This window comes from Variovorax sp. 01T432, assembly GCF_056398605.1.
In genome coordinates this window covers 230,314-245,242 of record NZ_JBFTPS010000003.1, presented here as the reverse complement: position 1 = coordinate 245,242, position 14,929 = coordinate 230,314, and the positions used below count along the sequence as shown (strand labels likewise).

The 14,929-nt window shown below is 68.3% G+C and carries 17 protein-coding genes; 11 read left to right on the top strand and 6 right to left on the bottom strand.

Translation table 11 applies throughout. The annotated features are described in order from the left end of the window. Nucleotides 1-171: 171 nt before the first annotated feature. From AC1DNF_RS03990 to xseB, 4 genes are all read right to left on the bottom strand, one after another. Nucleotides 172-1,254 (bottom strand): TRAP transporter substrate-binding protein, encoded by a 1,083-nt coding sequence (locus AC1DNF_RS03990; protein WP_478147240.1) that lies wholly within the window; start codon nt 1,252-1,254, stop codon nt 172-174. A 96-nt stretch (nt 1,255-1,350) separates the two neighbouring features. Beyond that, nucleotides 1,351-3,234, bottom strand: coding sequence for a 1-deoxy-D-xylulose-5-phosphate synthase (gene dxs, locus AC1DNF_RS03985; RefSeq protein WP_478147239.1), 1,884 nt, complete (start codon nt 3,232-3,234; stop codon nt 1,351-1,353). A gap of 14 nt (nt 3,235-3,248) precedes the next feature. Next, nucleotides 3,249-4,166 (bottom strand): polyprenyl synthetase family protein, encoded by a 918-nt coding sequence (locus AC1DNF_RS03980; protein WP_478147238.1) that lies wholly within the window; start codon nt 4,164-4,166, stop codon nt 3,249-3,251. Then, nucleotides 4,163-4,420 (bottom strand): exodeoxyribonuclease VII small subunit, encoded by a 258-nt coding sequence (gene xseB, locus AC1DNF_RS03975; protein WP_478147237.1) that lies wholly within the window; start codon nt 4,418-4,420, stop codon nt 4,163-4,165. Before xseB ends, AC1DNF_RS03980 begins: the two co-directional genes overlap by 4 nt. 184 nt (nt 4,421-4,604) lie before the next feature. On the opposite strand from xseB, the gene AC1DNF_RS03970 reads away from it, so the two are divergent. From AC1DNF_RS03970 to AC1DNF_RS03920, 11 genes are all read left to right on the top strand, one after another. Then, nucleotides 4,605-5,741: an aromatic ring-hydroxylating oxygenase subunit alpha gene (locus AC1DNF_RS03970; protein WP_478147236.1), complete on the top strand. Its 1,137-nt coding sequence runs from the start codon at nt 4,605-4,607 to the stop codon at nt 5,739-5,741. Continuing rightward, complete coding sequence (locus tag AC1DNF_RS03965; protein ID WP_478147235.1) at nt 5,742-6,674, top strand: DMT family transporter; 933 nt, start codon at nt 5,742-5,744, stop codon at nt 6,672-6,674. 10 nt (nt 6,675-6,684) lie between these two features. Beyond that, nucleotides 6,685-7,596: a sulfurtransferase gene (locus AC1DNF_RS03960; protein ID WP_478147234.1), complete on the top strand. Its 912-nt coding sequence runs from the start codon at nt 6,685-6,687 to the stop codon at nt 7,594-7,596. Next, nucleotides 7,593-8,138 (top strand): DUF2796 domain-containing protein, encoded by a 546-nt coding sequence (locus AC1DNF_RS03955; RefSeq protein ID WP_478147233.1) that lies wholly within the window; start codon nt 7,593-7,595, stop codon nt 8,136-8,138. Before AC1DNF_RS03960 ends, AC1DNF_RS03955 begins: the two co-directional genes overlap by 4 nt. Nucleotides 8,139-8,145: 7 nt before the next feature. Further along, on the top strand, nt 8,146-8,847 hold the full coding sequence (locus tag AC1DNF_RS03950; RefSeq protein WP_478147232.1) for an ABC transporter ATP-binding protein: 702 nt from the start codon (nt 8,146-8,148) through the stop codon (nt 8,845-8,847). Continuing rightward, complete coding sequence (locus AC1DNF_RS03945; RefSeq protein WP_478147231.1) at nt 8,844-10,106, top strand: ABC transporter permease; 1,263 nt, start codon at nt 8,844-8,846, stop codon at nt 10,104-10,106. The genes AC1DNF_RS03950 and AC1DNF_RS03945 overlap by 4 nt, the downstream gene beginning before the upstream one ends. Before the next feature lie 112 nt (nt 10,107-10,218). Continuing rightward, nucleotides 10,219-10,791 (top strand): DUF3299 domain-containing protein, encoded by a 573-nt coding sequence (locus AC1DNF_RS03940; protein WP_478147230.1) that lies wholly within the window; start codon nt 10,219-10,221, stop codon nt 10,789-10,791. Nucleotides 10,792-10,950: 159 nt separating this feature from the next. Further along, nucleotides 10,951-12,003 (top strand): hypothetical protein, encoded by a 1,053-nt coding sequence (locus AC1DNF_RS03935; protein ID WP_478147229.1) that lies wholly within the window; start codon nt 10,951-10,953, stop codon nt 12,001-12,003. A 12-nt stretch (nt 12,004-12,015) separates the two neighbouring features. Continuing rightward, entirely contained in the window at nt 12,016-12,627 is a 612-nt protein-coding gene (locus AC1DNF_RS03930) for a hypothetical protein (protein WP_478147228.1), read from the top strand. Between the two features lie 164 nt (nt 12,628-12,791). After that, entirely contained in the window at nt 12,792-13,274 is a 483-nt protein-coding gene (locus AC1DNF_RS03925; RefSeq protein ID WP_478147227.1) for a hemerythrin domain-containing protein, read from the top strand. Nucleotides 13,275-13,403: 129 nt separating this feature from the next. Then, nucleotides 13,404-13,613: a dodecin gene (locus tag AC1DNF_RS03920; RefSeq protein ID WP_477925385.1), complete on the top strand. Its 210-nt coding sequence runs from the start codon at nt 13,404-13,406 to the stop codon at nt 13,611-13,613. Nucleotides 13,614-13,643: 30 nt separating this feature from the next. On the opposite strand, the gene AC1DNF_RS03915 is transcribed toward AC1DNF_RS03920, so the two are convergent. Continuing rightward, nucleotides 13,644-13,883: a hypothetical protein gene (locus AC1DNF_RS03915; protein ID WP_478147226.1), complete on the bottom strand. Its 240-nt coding sequence runs from the start codon at nt 13,881-13,883 to the stop codon at nt 13,644-13,646. Between the two features lie 136 nt (nt 13,884-14,019). Further along, nucleotides 14,020-14,904: a ZIP family metal transporter gene (locus AC1DNF_RS03910; RefSeq protein WP_478147225.1), complete on the bottom strand. Its 885-nt coding sequence runs from the start codon at nt 14,902-14,904 to the stop codon at nt 14,020-14,022. Nucleotides 14,905-14,929: the final 25 nt, after the last annotated feature.

The following is a 14,929-nucleotide window of genomic DNA, read 5'->3' as shown; positions in this document are numbered from 1 at the left end:
GCTCCGCACTTCCTCCCCACACTCGGTCGCCCTGATGCAGTTGCGCTTCGCTTCGTTCGCTGTGATCAACTTACGGGAGGACTTGCACCTCCGGGAGTGCGCCCATGCTGGGCGCACCATGAAAAAAGCCCCGCATCGCGGGGCTTCCTGTTTGCAGCAGCGGGCTGCCGCTCAGAGCTTCTGCGAAGCCATGAAGCTGTCGAAGCGGTTCTCCGCGAAGCGGAACCACAGCACCTGGTCGCGCTGGAAGGCGCGCATGTCTTCGTAGATCTTCTTCCACTCGGGGCTCTTGGCGTCGTTCTCGGCGAACACTTCCATCGAAGCCTTGAACGACGCTTCCAGCACGGCCTGCGAGAAGGGCAGCACCTTGGTCTTGGCGCCCACCAGTTGCTTGAGCGCGGTCGGGTTCAGCGCGTCGTACTTGGCCAGCATGTCCACGCTTGCCGCCGCCGATGCGGCATCGACGATGGCCTTGTTCTCGGCCGACAGCGAATCGAAGGCCTTCTGGTTGATGTAGAAGTCCACTTCCGGACCGCCTTCCCACCAGCCAGGGTAGTAGTAGAAGGGCGCCACCTTGTTGAAGCCGAGCTTCTGGTCGTCGTACGGGCCCACCCACTCGGCCGCGTCGATCGTGCCCTTCTCGAGCGACTGGTAGATCTCGCCGCCCGGGATGCTTTGCGGCACCGCGCCCAGCTTGATCATCACGTCGCCGATCAGACCGCCGCCCAGGCGCATCTTCAGGCCCTTGAAGTCGGCCGCCGACTTGATTTCCTTGCGGAACCAGCCGCCCATCTGGCAGCCCGTATTGCCGCCGGCGAAGCTCACGATGTTGTACTTGGCGTAGAACTCGTTCATGAGCTTGCGTCCGTTGCCGTGCTTCATCCATGCCGTCATCTGGCGTGCATTGAGGCCGAAGGGCACGGCCGAGCCCAGGGCGAAGGCCGGGTTCTTGCCATAGAAGTAATACGGCACCGTGTGCGCCATCTCGACGGAGCCGTTCTGCACGCCATCCACGACGCCGAAGGGCGGCATCAGTTCGCCACCGGCGTGCACGGAGATTTCGAACTTGCCGCCCGACATGGCCTTGACCGCGTTGGCGAAGACCTCGGCACCACCGTAGATGGTGTCCAGCGACTTCGGAAAGCTCGAGGCAAGACGCCAGCGCACCGCGGCCTGCGCATGGACTGCGGGCGCGATGCCGGCAGCGAGGACGCCGGCAATGCCTGCGTTTTTGATGAGGGAACGACGATCCATTAGATAAAGACTCCTTGGTGCGTGGAATGACACGATCGCGGCTCGTGGCCACGTCGACGACCTCGTGGGTGGGTCGCCCGGGATTGTAAAAAATGCTTACAAGGCCCCGGGGCGGGTTTTCCCTGCGGCTTCAGCACAACCGAATCGATGCGTGATCGATTGCTGGATGCCCGCTGCATCGAGGCCGATGCCGGCCAGCAACTTGACCGGGTCGCCGTGCTCGATGAAGCGGTCGGGCAGCCCGAGCTGGAGCACGGCCTTCTGGACCTTCGCGGCCTGCAGGGCCTCCAGCACCGCGCTGCCCGCGCCGCCCATGATCGCACCCTCCTCGATCGTCACGATCGCATCGTGCGTGGCCGCGACCCGCAGCAGGAGTTCGACGTCGAGCGGCTTGGCCCAGCGCATGTTGACGACCGTCGCATCGAGCGCTTCCCCGGCTGCGAGCGCGGGATAGAGCAAGGTGCCGAAGGCGAGGATGGCGATGCGCTTGCCTTCGCGGCGGATCTCGCCCTTGCCGAAGGGCAGCGCGTCAAGCCCGGGCTTGGGTGCGACGCCCGCGCCCGCGCCGCGGGGATAGCGGACCGCCACCGGGTGGTTCTGCTCGAAGGCGCTGCTCAGCAGTTGCCGGCATTCCGCCTCGTCGGCCGGGCATGCGACGCTCATGTTCGGAATGCAGCGCAGGAAGGCGATGTCGTAGGCACCCGCGTGCGTGGCGCCGTCGGCGCCCACCAGACCCGCGCGGTCGAGCGCGAACACCACCGGCAGGTTCTGGATCGCGACGTCGTGAATGACCTGGTCGTACGCGCGTTGCAGAAAGGTCGAGTAGATCGCCACCACCGGCTTCAGGCCCTCGCACGCCAGGCCGGCGGCGAAGGTGACCGAATGCTGCTCCGCGATGCCGACGTCGTAATAGCGATCGGGAAAGCGCTGCTCGAACTCGACCAGCCCCGAACCTTCGCGCATCGCCGGCGTGATGCCGACCAGGCGGCTGTCCTGCGCCGCCATGTCGCACAGCCAGCTGCCGAACACCTGCGTGAAGGTCTGCTTCGGCGCGGTCGCCGGCTTGACCAGGCCCACGGCCGGATCGAACTTGGAAGGCCCGTGGTAGGCCACCGGATCGGCCTCGGCCAGCTTGTAGCCCTGGCCCTTCTTCGTGACCACGTGCAGGAACTGCGGACCGCTCAGGTGCTTGAGGTTCTCCAGCGTGGGCACCAGCGAGTCGAGATCGTGGCCGTCGATCGGGCCGACGTAGTTGAAGCCGAACTGCTCGAACAGCGTGGCCGGCACCACCATGCCCTTGGCATGCTGCTCGAAGCGCTTGGCCAGCTCGAAGAGCGGCGGCGCGGCACGCAGCACGCTCTTGCCCACCTGCTTGGCCGCGGCGTAGAAATTGCCGCTCATGAGCTGCGCGAGGTAGCGGTTGAGCGCGCCGACCGGCGGACTGATCGACATGTCGTTGTCGTTCAGGATCACCAGCAGCTTGCAGTCGCAGACGCCCGCGTTGTTGAGCGCCTCGAAGGCCATGCCGGCCGTCAATGCGCCGTCGCCGATGATCGCGACCGCGTGCCGATCCTCGCCTTTCTGCTTGGCCGCCATGGCCATGCCGAGCGCGGCCGAGATGCTGGTGGAGGAATGCGCGGTGCCGAAGGTGTCGTATTCGCTTTCGGTGCGCTGCGGGAAGCCCGAGATGCCGCCGATCTGGCGCAGGGTCGGCATGCGCTCGCGCCGGCCGGTCAGGATCTTGTGCGGATAGGTCTGGTGACCCACATCCCACACCAGGCGGTCGTGCGGCGTGTTGAAGACGTGGTGCAGCGCGATCGTGAGTTCGACCGTCCCGAGGTTCGAACTCAGGTGGCCGCCGGTGCGCGACACGTTGTCGAGCACGCAGCTGCGCACCTCGTCGGCCAGTTGCTTGAGCTGGGCGCGGTCGAAGTGGCGCAGGGCGGAGGGATCGTGAATGGTGGGAAGCAGCGGAGCCATGGGCTGTGTTGTAGTTATCGGTCGCGGTCCACGACCATGTGGGCCAGCGCCCGCAGCGCGCCGGTATCGGCCAGCGTGCTGCGCTCCAGCGCGGCGAGCGACTGGGCCAGGAGTTCGCGGGCCCGGGTCCGCGCGCCATCGAGGCCGAGGAGGGAAACGTAGGTCGGCTTGTCGCTCGCGGCGTCCTTGCCGGCGGTCTTGCCGAGCGTCTGCGAATCGGCGATGACGTCGAGGATGTCGTCGACCACCTGGAAGGCGAGCCCCAGGGCCGCGCCGTAGTCACGCAGTGCCGCGAGGGCGGCGGGTGCCAGCGCGCCACCGCAGGCCGCCCCCATCTCGACGCTGCCCTGCAGCAAGGCGCCGGTCTTCATGCGGTGCATCTCGCGCAGTTGCGCCTCGTCGAGCGCGAGGCCGACGCTGGCGAGGTCGATCGCCTGGCCTCCCGCCATGCCCTGGCTGCCGGCCGCGCGCGCCAGCAGGCGGCACAGGCTGGCCTGGACGGCGGGCGCCACGTCGCCGCCGGCGGGCGTGAGCAATTCGAAGGCCAGTGCCTGCAATGCGTCGCCGGCCAGCAGCGCGTCGGCTTCGCCGAACTTGACATGCACGGTGGGCTTGCCGCGACGCAGCACGTCGTTGTCCATGCATGGCAGGTCGTCGTGGACCAGCGAATAGGCGTGGATCAGTTCGACCGAGCAGGCCGCGCGCAATGCGGCTTCCTCGGCGCCGCCCGCGGCCTCGCGGGCCGCGAAGACCAGCAGCGGACGCAGCCGCTTGCCGCCGTCGAGCACGGCGTAGCGCATCGCGTCGCCGAGCTGGACCGGCGCATCGACGCCGACCCATCGCGACAACGCGGCCTCCACGCGCGCGAGGTGCGGCTCGCTCCACGCGGCAAGCCGCGCGGCGTCCCAGCGCAAGGTGTCGGCGACCGTCATTCGGCCGCCCAGACCTTGAGGCTGCCCGCATCGAGCACCTTGATCTGGTCTTCGACGGCCGCGAGCCGCTCGCGGCAGAACGCGAGCAGCGCCGCGCCCCGCTGGTAGCTGCCGAGCAACTGGTCGAGCGGCAACTGGCCCGATTCGAGTTCGGTCACCAATTGTTCGAGTTCCTGAAGCCCGGCTTCGTAAGTGGCGGGCAGCGCGCCGGTGTCGGGCGCGGCCGGCGTGGAAGAGGTAGGCACCTTGGGCATTCGGCGATCGTGGATGAAACCGCCCATTTTAGGGCGGGGGCATAAAAGCACCCCGGCGGGTACAATCGCCCCTCTTCCAGGCCGGCCCCCACCGGCGAAGTTCCTCCGGCCGCCGCGCTTGTCCTGACGGCGCCTTCCTTTCTTTTTTCTTTCTCTCCCTGTGGGGAGCTTGGTCAGGTCACCCATGTCTGATTTAAGTCTTCAACTGCAGCAGGCTTCGAGCCAACTCCCGGTTTCCGCGTACTTCGACGAGGCGCTCTATGCCCGCGAGCTGCACACGCTCTTCGCCGCCGGCCCGCGCTACGTCGGCCACCGCCTGGCCGTCCCCGAGCCAGGCAACTACCACACGCTGCCCCAGGAGCAGCAGGGGCGCGCGCTGGTGCACACGCCCAAGGGCGTGGAACTGATCTCCAATGTGTGCCGCCACCGGCAGGCCCTGATCCTGCAGGGTCGCGGCGAGCTCGAATCGCAGGCCGGCGGCAACATCGTCTGCCCGCTGCACCGCTGGACCTACGCCGCCTCCGACCCGCGCACCACCGGCACGCTCATCGGCGCGCCGCACTTCGAGCAGGACCCCTGCCTCAACCTGCACAACTACCCGCTCACGGAGTGGAACGGCCTGCTGTTCGAGAAGAATGCCGGCGGCAAGGGCCGCGACATCGCGGCCGACCTCGCCAACCTCGGCGCCCGCGCGGACCTGGATTTCGAGGGCTATGCGCTCGACCGCGTCGAGCTGCACGAGTGCAACTACAACTGGAAGACCTTCATCGAGGTCTACCTCGAGGACTACCACGTCGGGCCCTTCCACCCCGGGCTGGGCAGCTTCGTCACCTGCGAAGACCTGCGCTGGGAGTTCAACCGGCATTTCTCGGTGCAGACGGTCGGCGTCGCCAACCGGCTCGGCCGCGCCGGCAGCCCGGTCTACCAGAAGTGGCAGGAGCAGTTGCTGAAGTATCGCGAAGGCAAGCCGCCCAAGTACGGCGCCATCTGGCTCACCTACTACCCTCACGTGATGATCGAGTGGTATCCGCACGTGCTCACGGTCTCGACGCTGCATCCGGTCGGCCCGCGCAAGACGCTCAACATGGTCGAGTTCTTCTACCCCGAGGAGATCGTCGCCTTCGAGCGCGAATTCGTCGAGGCGCAGCAGGCCGCCTACATGGAGACCTGCGTGGAGGACGACGAGATCGCCGAGCGCATGGACGCCGGCCGCCGCGCGCTGATGCTGCGCGGCGACGACGAGAGCGGCCCCTACCAGAGCCCCATGGAAGACGGCATGCAGCACTTCCACGAGTGGTACCGCCGCGAGATGCAGCGCTGAATGCAGGCGCTGTGGATGGTGCTGGGCGCACTGATCTTCGCCTCGATGGGCGTGTGCGTGAAGTTCGCCTCGGCCTGGTTCTCCAGCGCCGAACTGGTGCTCTACCGCGGCCTCATCGGCATCGCCTTCCTGTGGCTCTTCGCCAAGAGCCGCGGCGTGTCGCTGGCCACGCGCTACCCGGGCATGCATGCCTGGCGCAGCTCGATCGGCGTGCTGTCCCTGGGCGCCTGGTTCTACGCCATCGCGCACATGCCGCTGGCCACCGCGATGACGCTCAACTACATGAGCAGCGTGTGGATCGCGGCCTTCCTGATCGGCGGAACCTTGCTGGCCTGGGTGCCGATGCCCGGCCGCGACGGCAGCGTGCCGCGCCCGCCCGTGCAGGGGCCGCTGGTGCTGACCGTGCTGGCGGGCTTCGGCGGCGTGGTGCTGATGCTCAAGCCCACCGTCGGCGACAACCAGGGCTTCGCCGGCATGATGGGCCTGCTGTCCGGCCTGACGGCCGCCTTCGCCTACATGCAGGTCGTGGCGCTCTCGCGGATCGGCGAGCCGGAAGCGCGCACGGTGTTCTATTTCGCGCTCGGCTCGGCCGTCGCGGGCGGCGTGGCCACGCTGCTGGGCGAATCGACGCCATGGGCGGACTGGACCTGGGTCCACGCCCTGTGGCTGCTGCCCGTGGGCGTGCTGGCGGCGCTCGGCCAGCTTTGCATGACGCGCGCCTACGCCAGCGCCAGGACCGAAAGCGGTACGCTACTGGTCGCCAACCTGCAGTATTCGGGCATCGTCTTTGCCGCGGCGTACAGCGTGCTGCTCTTTGGCGACCGCATCGACGCCTCGGGCTGGGCCGGCATGGCGCTGATCGTCGCCAGCGGGATCGCCGCCACCGTGCTGCGTCAACGCTCCCTGCCGCGGGCGCCGGCCGAGGAACATTGAAGGAATCCGCATGTACACGACCCTGATCTCCGTCGAAGAGCTGAAGTCCCTGCAGGCCGCCGATGCGCCGCTGATGGTGTTCGACTGCACCTTCGAACTCATGAACCCCGAAGCCGGCCCGCAGCAGTATCGCGCCGCGCACATCCCCGGCGCGGTCTACGCCAATCTCGACACCGACCTCAGCGCCAGGCACGGCGCTCCCGGCGCGCGCGGCGAAGTCGTGGTGGCGCAGGACGACGACGGCCAGCCCGCCTCGGGCGGCCGCCACCCCTTGCCGAGCCGCGAGAAATTCGCGATCTGGCTGTCCAGCGTCGGCTTCACCAACGGGATGCAGGCGGTGGTCTACGACCGCAACGGCGCCAACTACTGCGGCCGGCTCTGGTGGATGCTGAAGTGGGCGGGCCATGAGGCCGTGGCCGTGCTCGATGGCGGATTGCAGGCCTGGCAAGCCGCGGGCGGCGAAGTTACCGGGCGCGAAGAGCCCGCGCATTTCCAGTCGAACTTCGTCACCGGCGCCCCCCTGGCGGCACTCGTCGACACGCGGACCGTGGCCTCGCGGCTCGATCAGCCCGGCCAGACCTTGATCGACGCGCGCGCCGGCGCGCGCTACCGCGGGGAGGTGGAACCCCTGGACCCGATCGCCGGTCACATTCCCGGGGCGCTGAACCGGCCTTTCACGGAGAACATCGGCCCCGACGGCAGGTTCAAGCCGGCCGCGCAACTGCGCGCCGAGTTCGAGACCCTGCTGGCCGGTCGCGATCCGGCCACCGTCGTCCACCATTGCGGCAGCGGCGTGAGCGCCCTGCCCAACCTGCTCGCCATGCAGATCGCGGGCCTCGGCCCGAGCGCGCTCTATGCCGGCAGCTGGAGCGAGTGGAGCAACACACCGGGGCTGCCGACCCGGCAAGGCGCACAGGCATGAATCTCAAGCGGGCTCTCCTCCTCGCGCTGTCGGCGACGCCGATGGCGGTGCCGTTCGCGGCCTCGGCGCAGGCGGCCCAGCACGCGCACGTTCACGGGCAGGTCAAGCTCGATGTCGCGATCGAAGGCCCGACGGTCGTCATCGAGATGCAGTCCCCGCTCGACAATTTCGTCGGCTTCGAGCGCGCGCCCAGGACCGACGACGAGAAGAAGCGGGCGCAAGATGCCATCGCACAACTGCGCGCGGCCGACCAGCTCTTCTCGATCGACCCCTCCGCCAATTGCAAGCTCGGCCCGGTAACCCTGCGCTCCGCCGCGCTGGGCCTGGGCAAGGCGGCGCCGGACGCCAGCGAAGGCCACGCGGACCTGGACGGGACCTTCGCCTTCAATTGCACGAACGCCGCGGCCACCAAGTTCATCGAGCTTGCGCTGTTCGCCGCCTTCAAGAACACGCGCCAGATCGAGGTACAGATCGCCGCGCCACAGGGCCAGTTCAAGCGCACGCTGAAGCGGCCCGCCACACGGCTGACCTGGGGCCAGTGATTCTTCCGTGACGCCGGTTCTTTCCGCCGAGTCGCTGCGCTTCGCGTGGCCCGGCGCCGCGGCGCCTTGCATCGACATCGAGCGGCTCGATGTGGCGGCCGGCGAAGCCGTGTTCCTCCATGGCCCGAGCGGCTGCGGCAAGAGCACGCTGCTGTCCCTGCTTGCCGGCGTGCTGGTGGCCGATTCGGGCCGCGTCACCCTGTTGGGCCACGACTGGGCGGCGCTCTCCGGCGCGGCGCGCGACCGCGGCCGCGTGGCGCATGTCGGCTACATCTTCCAGCAGTTCAATCTGCTGCCCTACCTCAGCGTGCTCGACAACGTGCTGCTGCCCTGCCGCTTCTCGGCCGCGCGCATGGAACGGGCGTCGCGCGAGGGCCCGGCGCGACTGCAAGCCGAACAACTCCTCGACCGCATGGGCCTGGATGCCGGCCTCTGGCGACGCCAGGCCATGCAGCTGTCGGTCGGCCAGCAGCAGCGCGTGGCGGCCGCGCGCGCGCTCATCGGCCAGCCCGAAGTCGTGATCGCCGACGAGCCGACCTCGGCGCTCGACGAGGACCGGCGCGAGGCCTTTCTCGACGTGCTGCTCGCGGCCTGCGAGGCCAGCCACAGCGCGCTGGTGTTCGTGAGCCATGACCGGCGCATCGCCGCGCGCTTCTCGCGGCAGGTGCTGCTGCCTCTGATCAATCGCGCGGCCGGGGTTGCGCCATGAAGGCGCTCTTCGGCATTGCGTGGCGCAGCGCCTGGAACCGGCGCTTCACGCTCACGCTCACCGTGCTGTCCATCGCGCTCTCGACCTTCCTGCTGCTGGGCGTCGAGCGCATCCGCACCGAATTGCGCGAGAACTTCTCGTCCTCCGTCTCGGGCACGGACCTGATCGTCGGCGCGCGCACCGGCTCGACGCAATTGCTGCTGTATGCCGTGTTCCGCATCGGTGCGGCCACCAACAACGTGAAGTGGAAGAGCGTGCAGGCGCTCGCGGCGAACCCGGCCGTCGCCTGGGTGGTGCCGCTCTCGCTCGGGGACTCGCATCGCGGCTTCGCGGTGCTGGCGACCACGCCCCAGTACTTCGAGCGCTTCCGCTACGGCGAGCGCCAGTCGCTGCGGATGCGCGAAGGCAGGCCCTTCGGCGATCTCTTCGACGCCGTGGTCGGCGCCGAAGTGGCCGACAGGCTGGGCTACCACGTCGGCCAGCGCATCACGCTGGCACATGGCAGCGGCGAACTCGATGTCGCCGAGCATGCGGACAAGCCCTTCACCGTGGTGGGCGTGCTCGCGCGCACGGGCACGCCGGTCGATCGCACGGTGCACATCGGACTGGCGGCGATGGAGGCGATCCACCTCGAATGGGTGGGCGGCGCGCCGATGCCGGGCGTGAAGATTCCGGCCGAGCAGGTGCGCAAGTTCGACCTCACGCCGAAGAACGTGACGGCGGCGCTGGTCGGCCTGAAGAACCGCTCGGCGGTGTTCGCTGTGCAGCGCTGGGTCTCCAGCTACGCCGACGAGCCGCTGATGGCCATCCTGCCGGGCGTCGCGCTCGACGAGCTGTGGAGCGTGGTCGGCATCGGCGAAAACGCACTGCTGCTGATGTCCGCGCTGGTCGCGGTGGTCAGCCTCGCCGGCCTCGTGTCGGTGGTGATGGCGAGCCTGAACGAACGCAGGCGCGAGTTGGCCGTGCTGCGCGCCGTCGGCGCCAGCCTGCGCCACCTGCTCGCGCTGCTGGCGCTGGAAGGGGCGCTGGTCACGCTGCTGGGCGTGCTCGTCGGCATTGTCTTCGCGGTCCTCGGGATCGCCCTGCTTTCGCCATGGCTCCAATCGCAGTTTGGGCTGGCGCTGCGGCTGTCGGAACCTACACTCGACGAATGGGCGCTGATCGCGAGCTTGCTCGCGGCCGGCTGGCTGGCGAGCCTGCTGCCCGGCGTACGCGCTTATCGGCTCTCGCTCGCAGATGGTCTATCACCCCGACTATGACAATATGGCTCACACATTGGCTTACTCGCTTCGCGTAGACACCCACCCCCTCGCAGGGGGCAACGCCATCGGCCCGGCGAAGCCGCGGCGTTTCCGGAGTCTCTGGCGTGGGATGGTGGTCGCTGTGCTGGCGGGGAACGCGTTCGCTGCGGAGCCGGCGCCACAGGCGACGTCGCCGGGCAGCCCGCTGGGGGGCAAGGTGGCGGAAGCGAAGGCCGTCCCCGGCCAGCCCCGGCTGATCTCATGGGAAGACCTGGTGCCCAAGGACTGGAACCCGTCGAAGGCGTTCAAGGACGTCGACCTGAGCACGCTCGAGGACGGCGATCCGCGCGCGAACGAGCTGCTGATGAAGATGCAGCAGGCCTCGGACAACGCACCGACCAATCCGGCAATGAACGGCGTCGAGGTACGCATTCCCGGCTTCATCGTGCCGCTCGAGGAGAACAAGGGCGAGATCACCGAGTTCCTGCTGGTGCCCTACTTCGGGGCCTGCATCCACACGCCACCACCGCCGGCCAACCAGATCCTGCACGTGCGCCCGCAGAAGGGCGCGAAGTTCCGCGCCATGGACACGGTGTGGGTCACCGGCAAGCTGGAGACGCTGCGCAACGACTCGATGATGGGCGTGAGCGGCTATCACGTCACGGCCCAGAGCGTGACCAAGTACACCGGCGGCGCCAGGTAACGCGAGGCAGCGCCCGCGGACCCGCCCGAAAGTAGTAGCGGGCGCGGCGCCGGCGCTCACGGCACCCGCCATACGGTGGATGCGCGGGCGCGCGGCAAGACCTACAGTGGATTTTTCCGCCCCCCCAAGGGCGGAGGTCGCAACCTGCAGGAGGTCGCCATGCGGATGCTGCCGATGCTCTTGATCATGGCGCTGTCGAGCGGCGCCTGGCCGCAGAACCAGCGCATGAACACCATGCGGGAGCAGCCGAGCCACGAGCGGGCCGCACTGGAGCGCGAAAGGCCGACGCCACCCCGCGTGGAGCAAGGCGGCCCGCCCACGGACCGCCCGGCAGCGGGAGCGATGCAGCGCCCGGCCCTGGGCATCTTCAAAGGACGCCAGGTACCCGCCGCGAAGCTGCCGACGCCACCCGTGGCGGCGTCCGCGGGCGCGGTGGTGCGCAACCCCGTCGCGGGCGCGGCGCTGGGCGCCGCCGCGGGCGCCTCCCTCGCCATGACAGAGGCCGGCCGGCACAACATGACCATCGAAGCCGATCGCAGCAGCCAGGCGCGAGCCCAGGCGTCCCAATTGCCTGACAGCGTCTACCGCCGCCGCAACGATGCCAGCCTGCATCGCGAACTCCTGACACGCGTCGACGACACGGCCCGGCTGGTTGCGCAGCGCGCCAATGCGCTGCCGCCACGGGACCTGGCGCTGTCGCGCTACTACATCAGCAGCGCCAACGCCGAGGCACGGCGCGTGAACCAGCTGGCAAGCCAGCGCAGCATCGGCAGCGAGGACCTCGAGCGCCTGCGCAGCACGGTGGAGCCGGTGAGGGCCATGCAGGCGCGGCTGGCTCGTGGCGAGACGCCGTTCGAGCGGCGCCAGGTGACGGTCACCGTGCGCAATGCCGACGGGGGCCAACCCGCCCCGCCGCTGCGCGTGTACGTGCTGCCGGCCGGGCTGATCGACAACCCGGACGAGCCCGCCCTGATCCGTGAACTGCTCGGCGAACTCAGCTTCGAGCGCCTGACCTCGCCTTCGACGGGCACCGTGCCCGGCGGCGAGATGCGCCTGTGGGTCGGACCGGACTTCCAGTACGACGCGATGGCAAAGATGGTGGTCGAGCGCCGCCTGACGCGCTACACGCCGGTGCACGGCCATCTCAGCACCGAACCCGATCCGAATCTGCTGTTCGTGGCGCCCGGCGGGGTCACGTTTCCAGGGCCGTAGCGGCGCCGCTTCATGGCCGCCGCTTCACAGCCCTTCGCGAGCCTCGCCGGCATCATCGCGTCCGCCGCCAGCGCGGTCGGCGCCACGCTCCTGCTCTTCAACTCCTTCCTGAAGGAACTGGTCCCGCCGATCGATGGCGCGCAAGAGGCGATCGGCATGGTCTCCTTCGCCACCACGATCGTCCTGCTCGCGCTGAGCCTGCTGATCCGCAAGCGGATCACCGCGCTGCGGCAGCAGCGGCTCGCGATCCTGAGCCTGGTGATGCTCGCCCTCGCCTTCGGAACCTTCCTCGTCTATCGCGACGTGGTGCGCACCTATGTGTTCCAGTATCCGCCCGATGCCCCGTCCGACGAGCGCCGCAGCTACATCCGCGGCGAGCTGCATGCCCAGGGGCAGGAGCGCGCCCGGGGCAAGAGCATCGCCGAAGCGGTGAAGCGCTATGGCGACCCGGCCTTCGTGGCCGAGCACGAGCTGCTCTGGACCGAGGCCTCGCAGCAGGCCGTGGAGCGCCGTCTGGAGAACTGGTACCTGGCGCTCTCCATGCTGCTCACCGTGGCGCTCTTCGTGGTGGCGATCACGGTTTGGCGGGCGTCCTCGTCACGCTCGCGCGAGGCCGCCAAGTAGCACAGGCGATCCACGCCGCCGTCGTGCCCGTCCTACGCGCAACCGATGCCAGCCCCGACAAGCGCCGCGCGGCGCGATTCCTACCGTCGCTCCTGACGCAGCGCGCGAAGGCGCCTGCCGCCGCAACCCATCCCACGATCTCACTCCTTGAAGGAATCAAGACCATGAGCAAAGCCCCTCCCAAGAAGAACGATGCCGTCGACCTGCTGGACGCGGACCACATCGCGGTGAAGAAGCTGTTCCAGGAATTCAACAAGCTGGCCGAATCCAAGGCGCCGGCGGACCAGCGCAAGATGCTGGCCGACCAGATCTGCCGCGAGCTGACCGTTCACGCCCGGATCGAGGAAGAGATCTTCTATCCCGCCGCGCGCGCCGCCATTCACGATGACCCGCTGCTCGACGAAGCGACCGTGGAGCACGGGACGGCGAAGGACCTGATCGCGCAGCTCGAATCGATGGGCGCCGACGAGCCGCTCTTCGATGCCAAGGTCATCGTGCTCGGCGAGTACATCGACCACCACGTGAAGGAAGAGCGCGAGCAGATGTTCGAGAAGGCGCGCAAGTCGAGCATGGACCTGGTGGAGATCAAGGCGCAACTGGCGGCTCGCAAGGAAGAACTCGTGGCGCAACAAGAGGCGACGGCCTGAGGGGCCCGTCGAACGACCCGATCGCGGGTTTCAACCGAGACGCTGGATCCCGCCCGCCTGCCACCATGGCGCGGTTTCCATCGCGAAACCGCGCCTCTTTCTCTGTCTTCAATGTCTCAGGAGAACGCCATGTCCGATCACGTCTACAAGCTCCTTGAACTCACCGGCTCCTCGCCCACGAGCAGCGACGATGCCGTGAGACGGGCGATCGCGAAAGCGAGCGAATCGGTCCGCAACATCCAATGGTTCCAGGTGACCGAAACGCGCGGCCATGTGGCCGACGGCAAGGTGGCGCACTGGCAGGTGACGCTGAAGGTGGGCTTCACCCTCGAGGGCTGATCCCATCGAATCGAACAGCCCGGCTTCGGCCTAGTCCGGGGCCTGCATGACGCGGTCGAACTCCTCGTCGTTCGGCACGTTGTCGGCGTCGAGATCGCTGGCGTCGGTGAGGTCGATGCCGGTTTCCTCGGAGAGTTCGTCCGTGGCCTCGGGCTCGTCCTCCTCGGTGGCCGCATCCGCGTCGTCTTCAGACAGCGCTTCGTCCGGCTCGTCGTCCGCGGGTTCTTCCACAGGCTCTCTGGAACGCGGGGGTGGAACGGCGCTGGTCATGATCTGGCTCCTTGCGATGGATCGCTCTGTGATTCGCTACATGCACTCCGGAGTGCGCGCCTCGAGCGCAGGATGCGCCTCAGCCGTGCGACACCAAGCGTGTCAGAAAGCGCGCCTCGTGTCCATCAATGATCGATCAATGCTTGTGGTCGGCGCTTTCCTGGGCGTGATCGGGCCCGGCGTCGCCGTGCGCGTGCTCGCCGTGCGCCAGCCGGCTCACCACCGTGACGAGCACGATGCCCCCCACCAGCCAGACGATCTGCAGGGCGGTCTGCCGCGCGGGCAGGCGCTTCTGTAGCTGCGGGATCAGGTCCGCCAGCGCAACGTACACGAAGCTGCTGGCGGCCAGCACCAGGAAATAGGGCAGCCAGCCATGGAGCTGGTCGACCAGCCACCAGCCGGCCACCCCGCCGAGCGCGGTCATGGTGCCGGCCAGCGAGACCTTGACCAGCGCGGCGCGCTGGTTGCTCGAACTCTGGCGCAGCACGACCAGATCGCCGATGTGGTGCGGCACCTCGTGCGCGAGCACCGCGATCGCCGCCACCAGGCCCAGGCGCAGGTCGGCAACGAAGGCGGAGGCGATCAGGATGCCGTCGCCGAAGCAGTGAACGCTGTCGCCCGTGAGCACGGCCCAGCCGCCGCTCTTGCGGCCGTGCGCGTGGGCATGTCCATGGTCGTGTCCGTGATCATGTCCCGCATGATCGCCGCCATCATCGGCCTCGCCGTGATGGTGCTCGTGGCCGTGATGCCACAGCTCCGCCTTGTCGAGCAGGAAGAAGAAGACCAGTCCGAACAGCAGCACGCCGAAGAGCAGGCCCGGTTCGATGCGGCTTTCGAAGGCTTCCGGCAGCAGGTGCATGAAGGCAGTTGCCAGCAGGGCCCCGGCCGCGAGGCTCAGAAGGTGCTGCGGATTCACCCCACCGTGGTTGCCGCGCACGCCCACGCGCAACAGCAGCGCGGCGATCCACACGCTTCCGATGCCGGCGACCAGCGTCGCGGCGATGATGGCAAACAGGTTCATGGCAGCTTGCGAATGTGAGCAGATA

Coding starts and splice junctions, on each gene's coding strand:
- AC1DNF_RS03910 (WP_478147225.1), bottom strand. CDS start 14,904: ATGAACCTGTTTGCCATCATCGCCGCGACGCTGGTCGCCGGCATCGGA.
- AC1DNF_RS03925 (WP_478147227.1), top strand. CDS start 12,792: ATGAGCAAAGCCCCTCCCAAGAAGAACGATGCCGTCGACCTGCTGGAC.
- AC1DNF_RS03990 (WP_478147240.1), bottom strand. CDS start 1,254: ATGGATCGTCGTTCCCTCATCAAAAACGCAGGCATTGCCGGCGTCCTC.
- xseB (WP_478147237.1), bottom strand. CDS start 4,420: ATGCCCAAGGTGCCTACCTCTTCCACGCCGGCCGCGCCCGACACCGGC.
- AC1DNF_RS03915 (WP_478147226.1), bottom strand. CDS start 13,883: ATGACCAGCGCCGTTCCACCCCCGCGTTCCAGAGAGCCTGTGGAAGAA.
- AC1DNF_RS03960 (WP_478147234.1), top strand. CDS start 6,685: ATGTACACGACCCTGATCTCCGTCGAAGAGCTGAAGTCCCTGCAGGCC.
- AC1DNF_RS03945 (WP_478147231.1), top strand. CDS start 8,844: ATGAAGGCGCTCTTCGGCATTGCGTGGCGCAGCGCCTGGAACCGGCGC.
- AC1DNF_RS03930 (WP_478147228.1), top strand. CDS start 12,016: ATGGCCGCCGCTTCACAGCCCTTCGCGAGCCTCGCCGGCATCATCGCG.
- AC1DNF_RS03940 (WP_478147230.1), top strand. CDS start 10,219: ATGGTGGTCGCTGTGCTGGCGGGGAACGCGTTCGCTGCGGAGCCGGCG.
- AC1DNF_RS03920 (WP_477925385.1), top strand. CDS start 13,404: ATGTCCGATCACGTCTACAAGCTCCTTGAACTCACCGGCTCCTCGCCC.
- AC1DNF_RS03980 (WP_478147238.1), bottom strand. CDS start 4,166: ATGACGGTCGCCGACACCTTGCGCTGGGACGCCGCGCGGCTTGCCGCG.
- dxs (WP_478147239.1), bottom strand. CDS start 3,234: ATGGCTCCGCTGCTTCCCACCATTCACGATCCCTCCGCCCTGCGCCAC.
- AC1DNF_RS03965 (WP_478147235.1), top strand. CDS start 5,742: ATGCAGGCGCTGTGGATGGTGCTGGGCGCACTGATCTTCGCCTCGATG.
- AC1DNF_RS03935 (WP_478147229.1), top strand. CDS start 10,951: ATGCGGATGCTGCCGATGCTCTTGATCATGGCGCTGTCGAGCGGCGCC.
- AC1DNF_RS03955 (WP_478147233.1), top strand. CDS start 7,593: ATGAATCTCAAGCGGGCTCTCCTCCTCGCGCTGTCGGCGACGCCGATG.
- AC1DNF_RS03970 (WP_478147236.1), top strand. CDS start 4,605: ATGTCTGATTTAAGTCTTCAACTGCAGCAGGCTTCGAGCCAACTCCCG.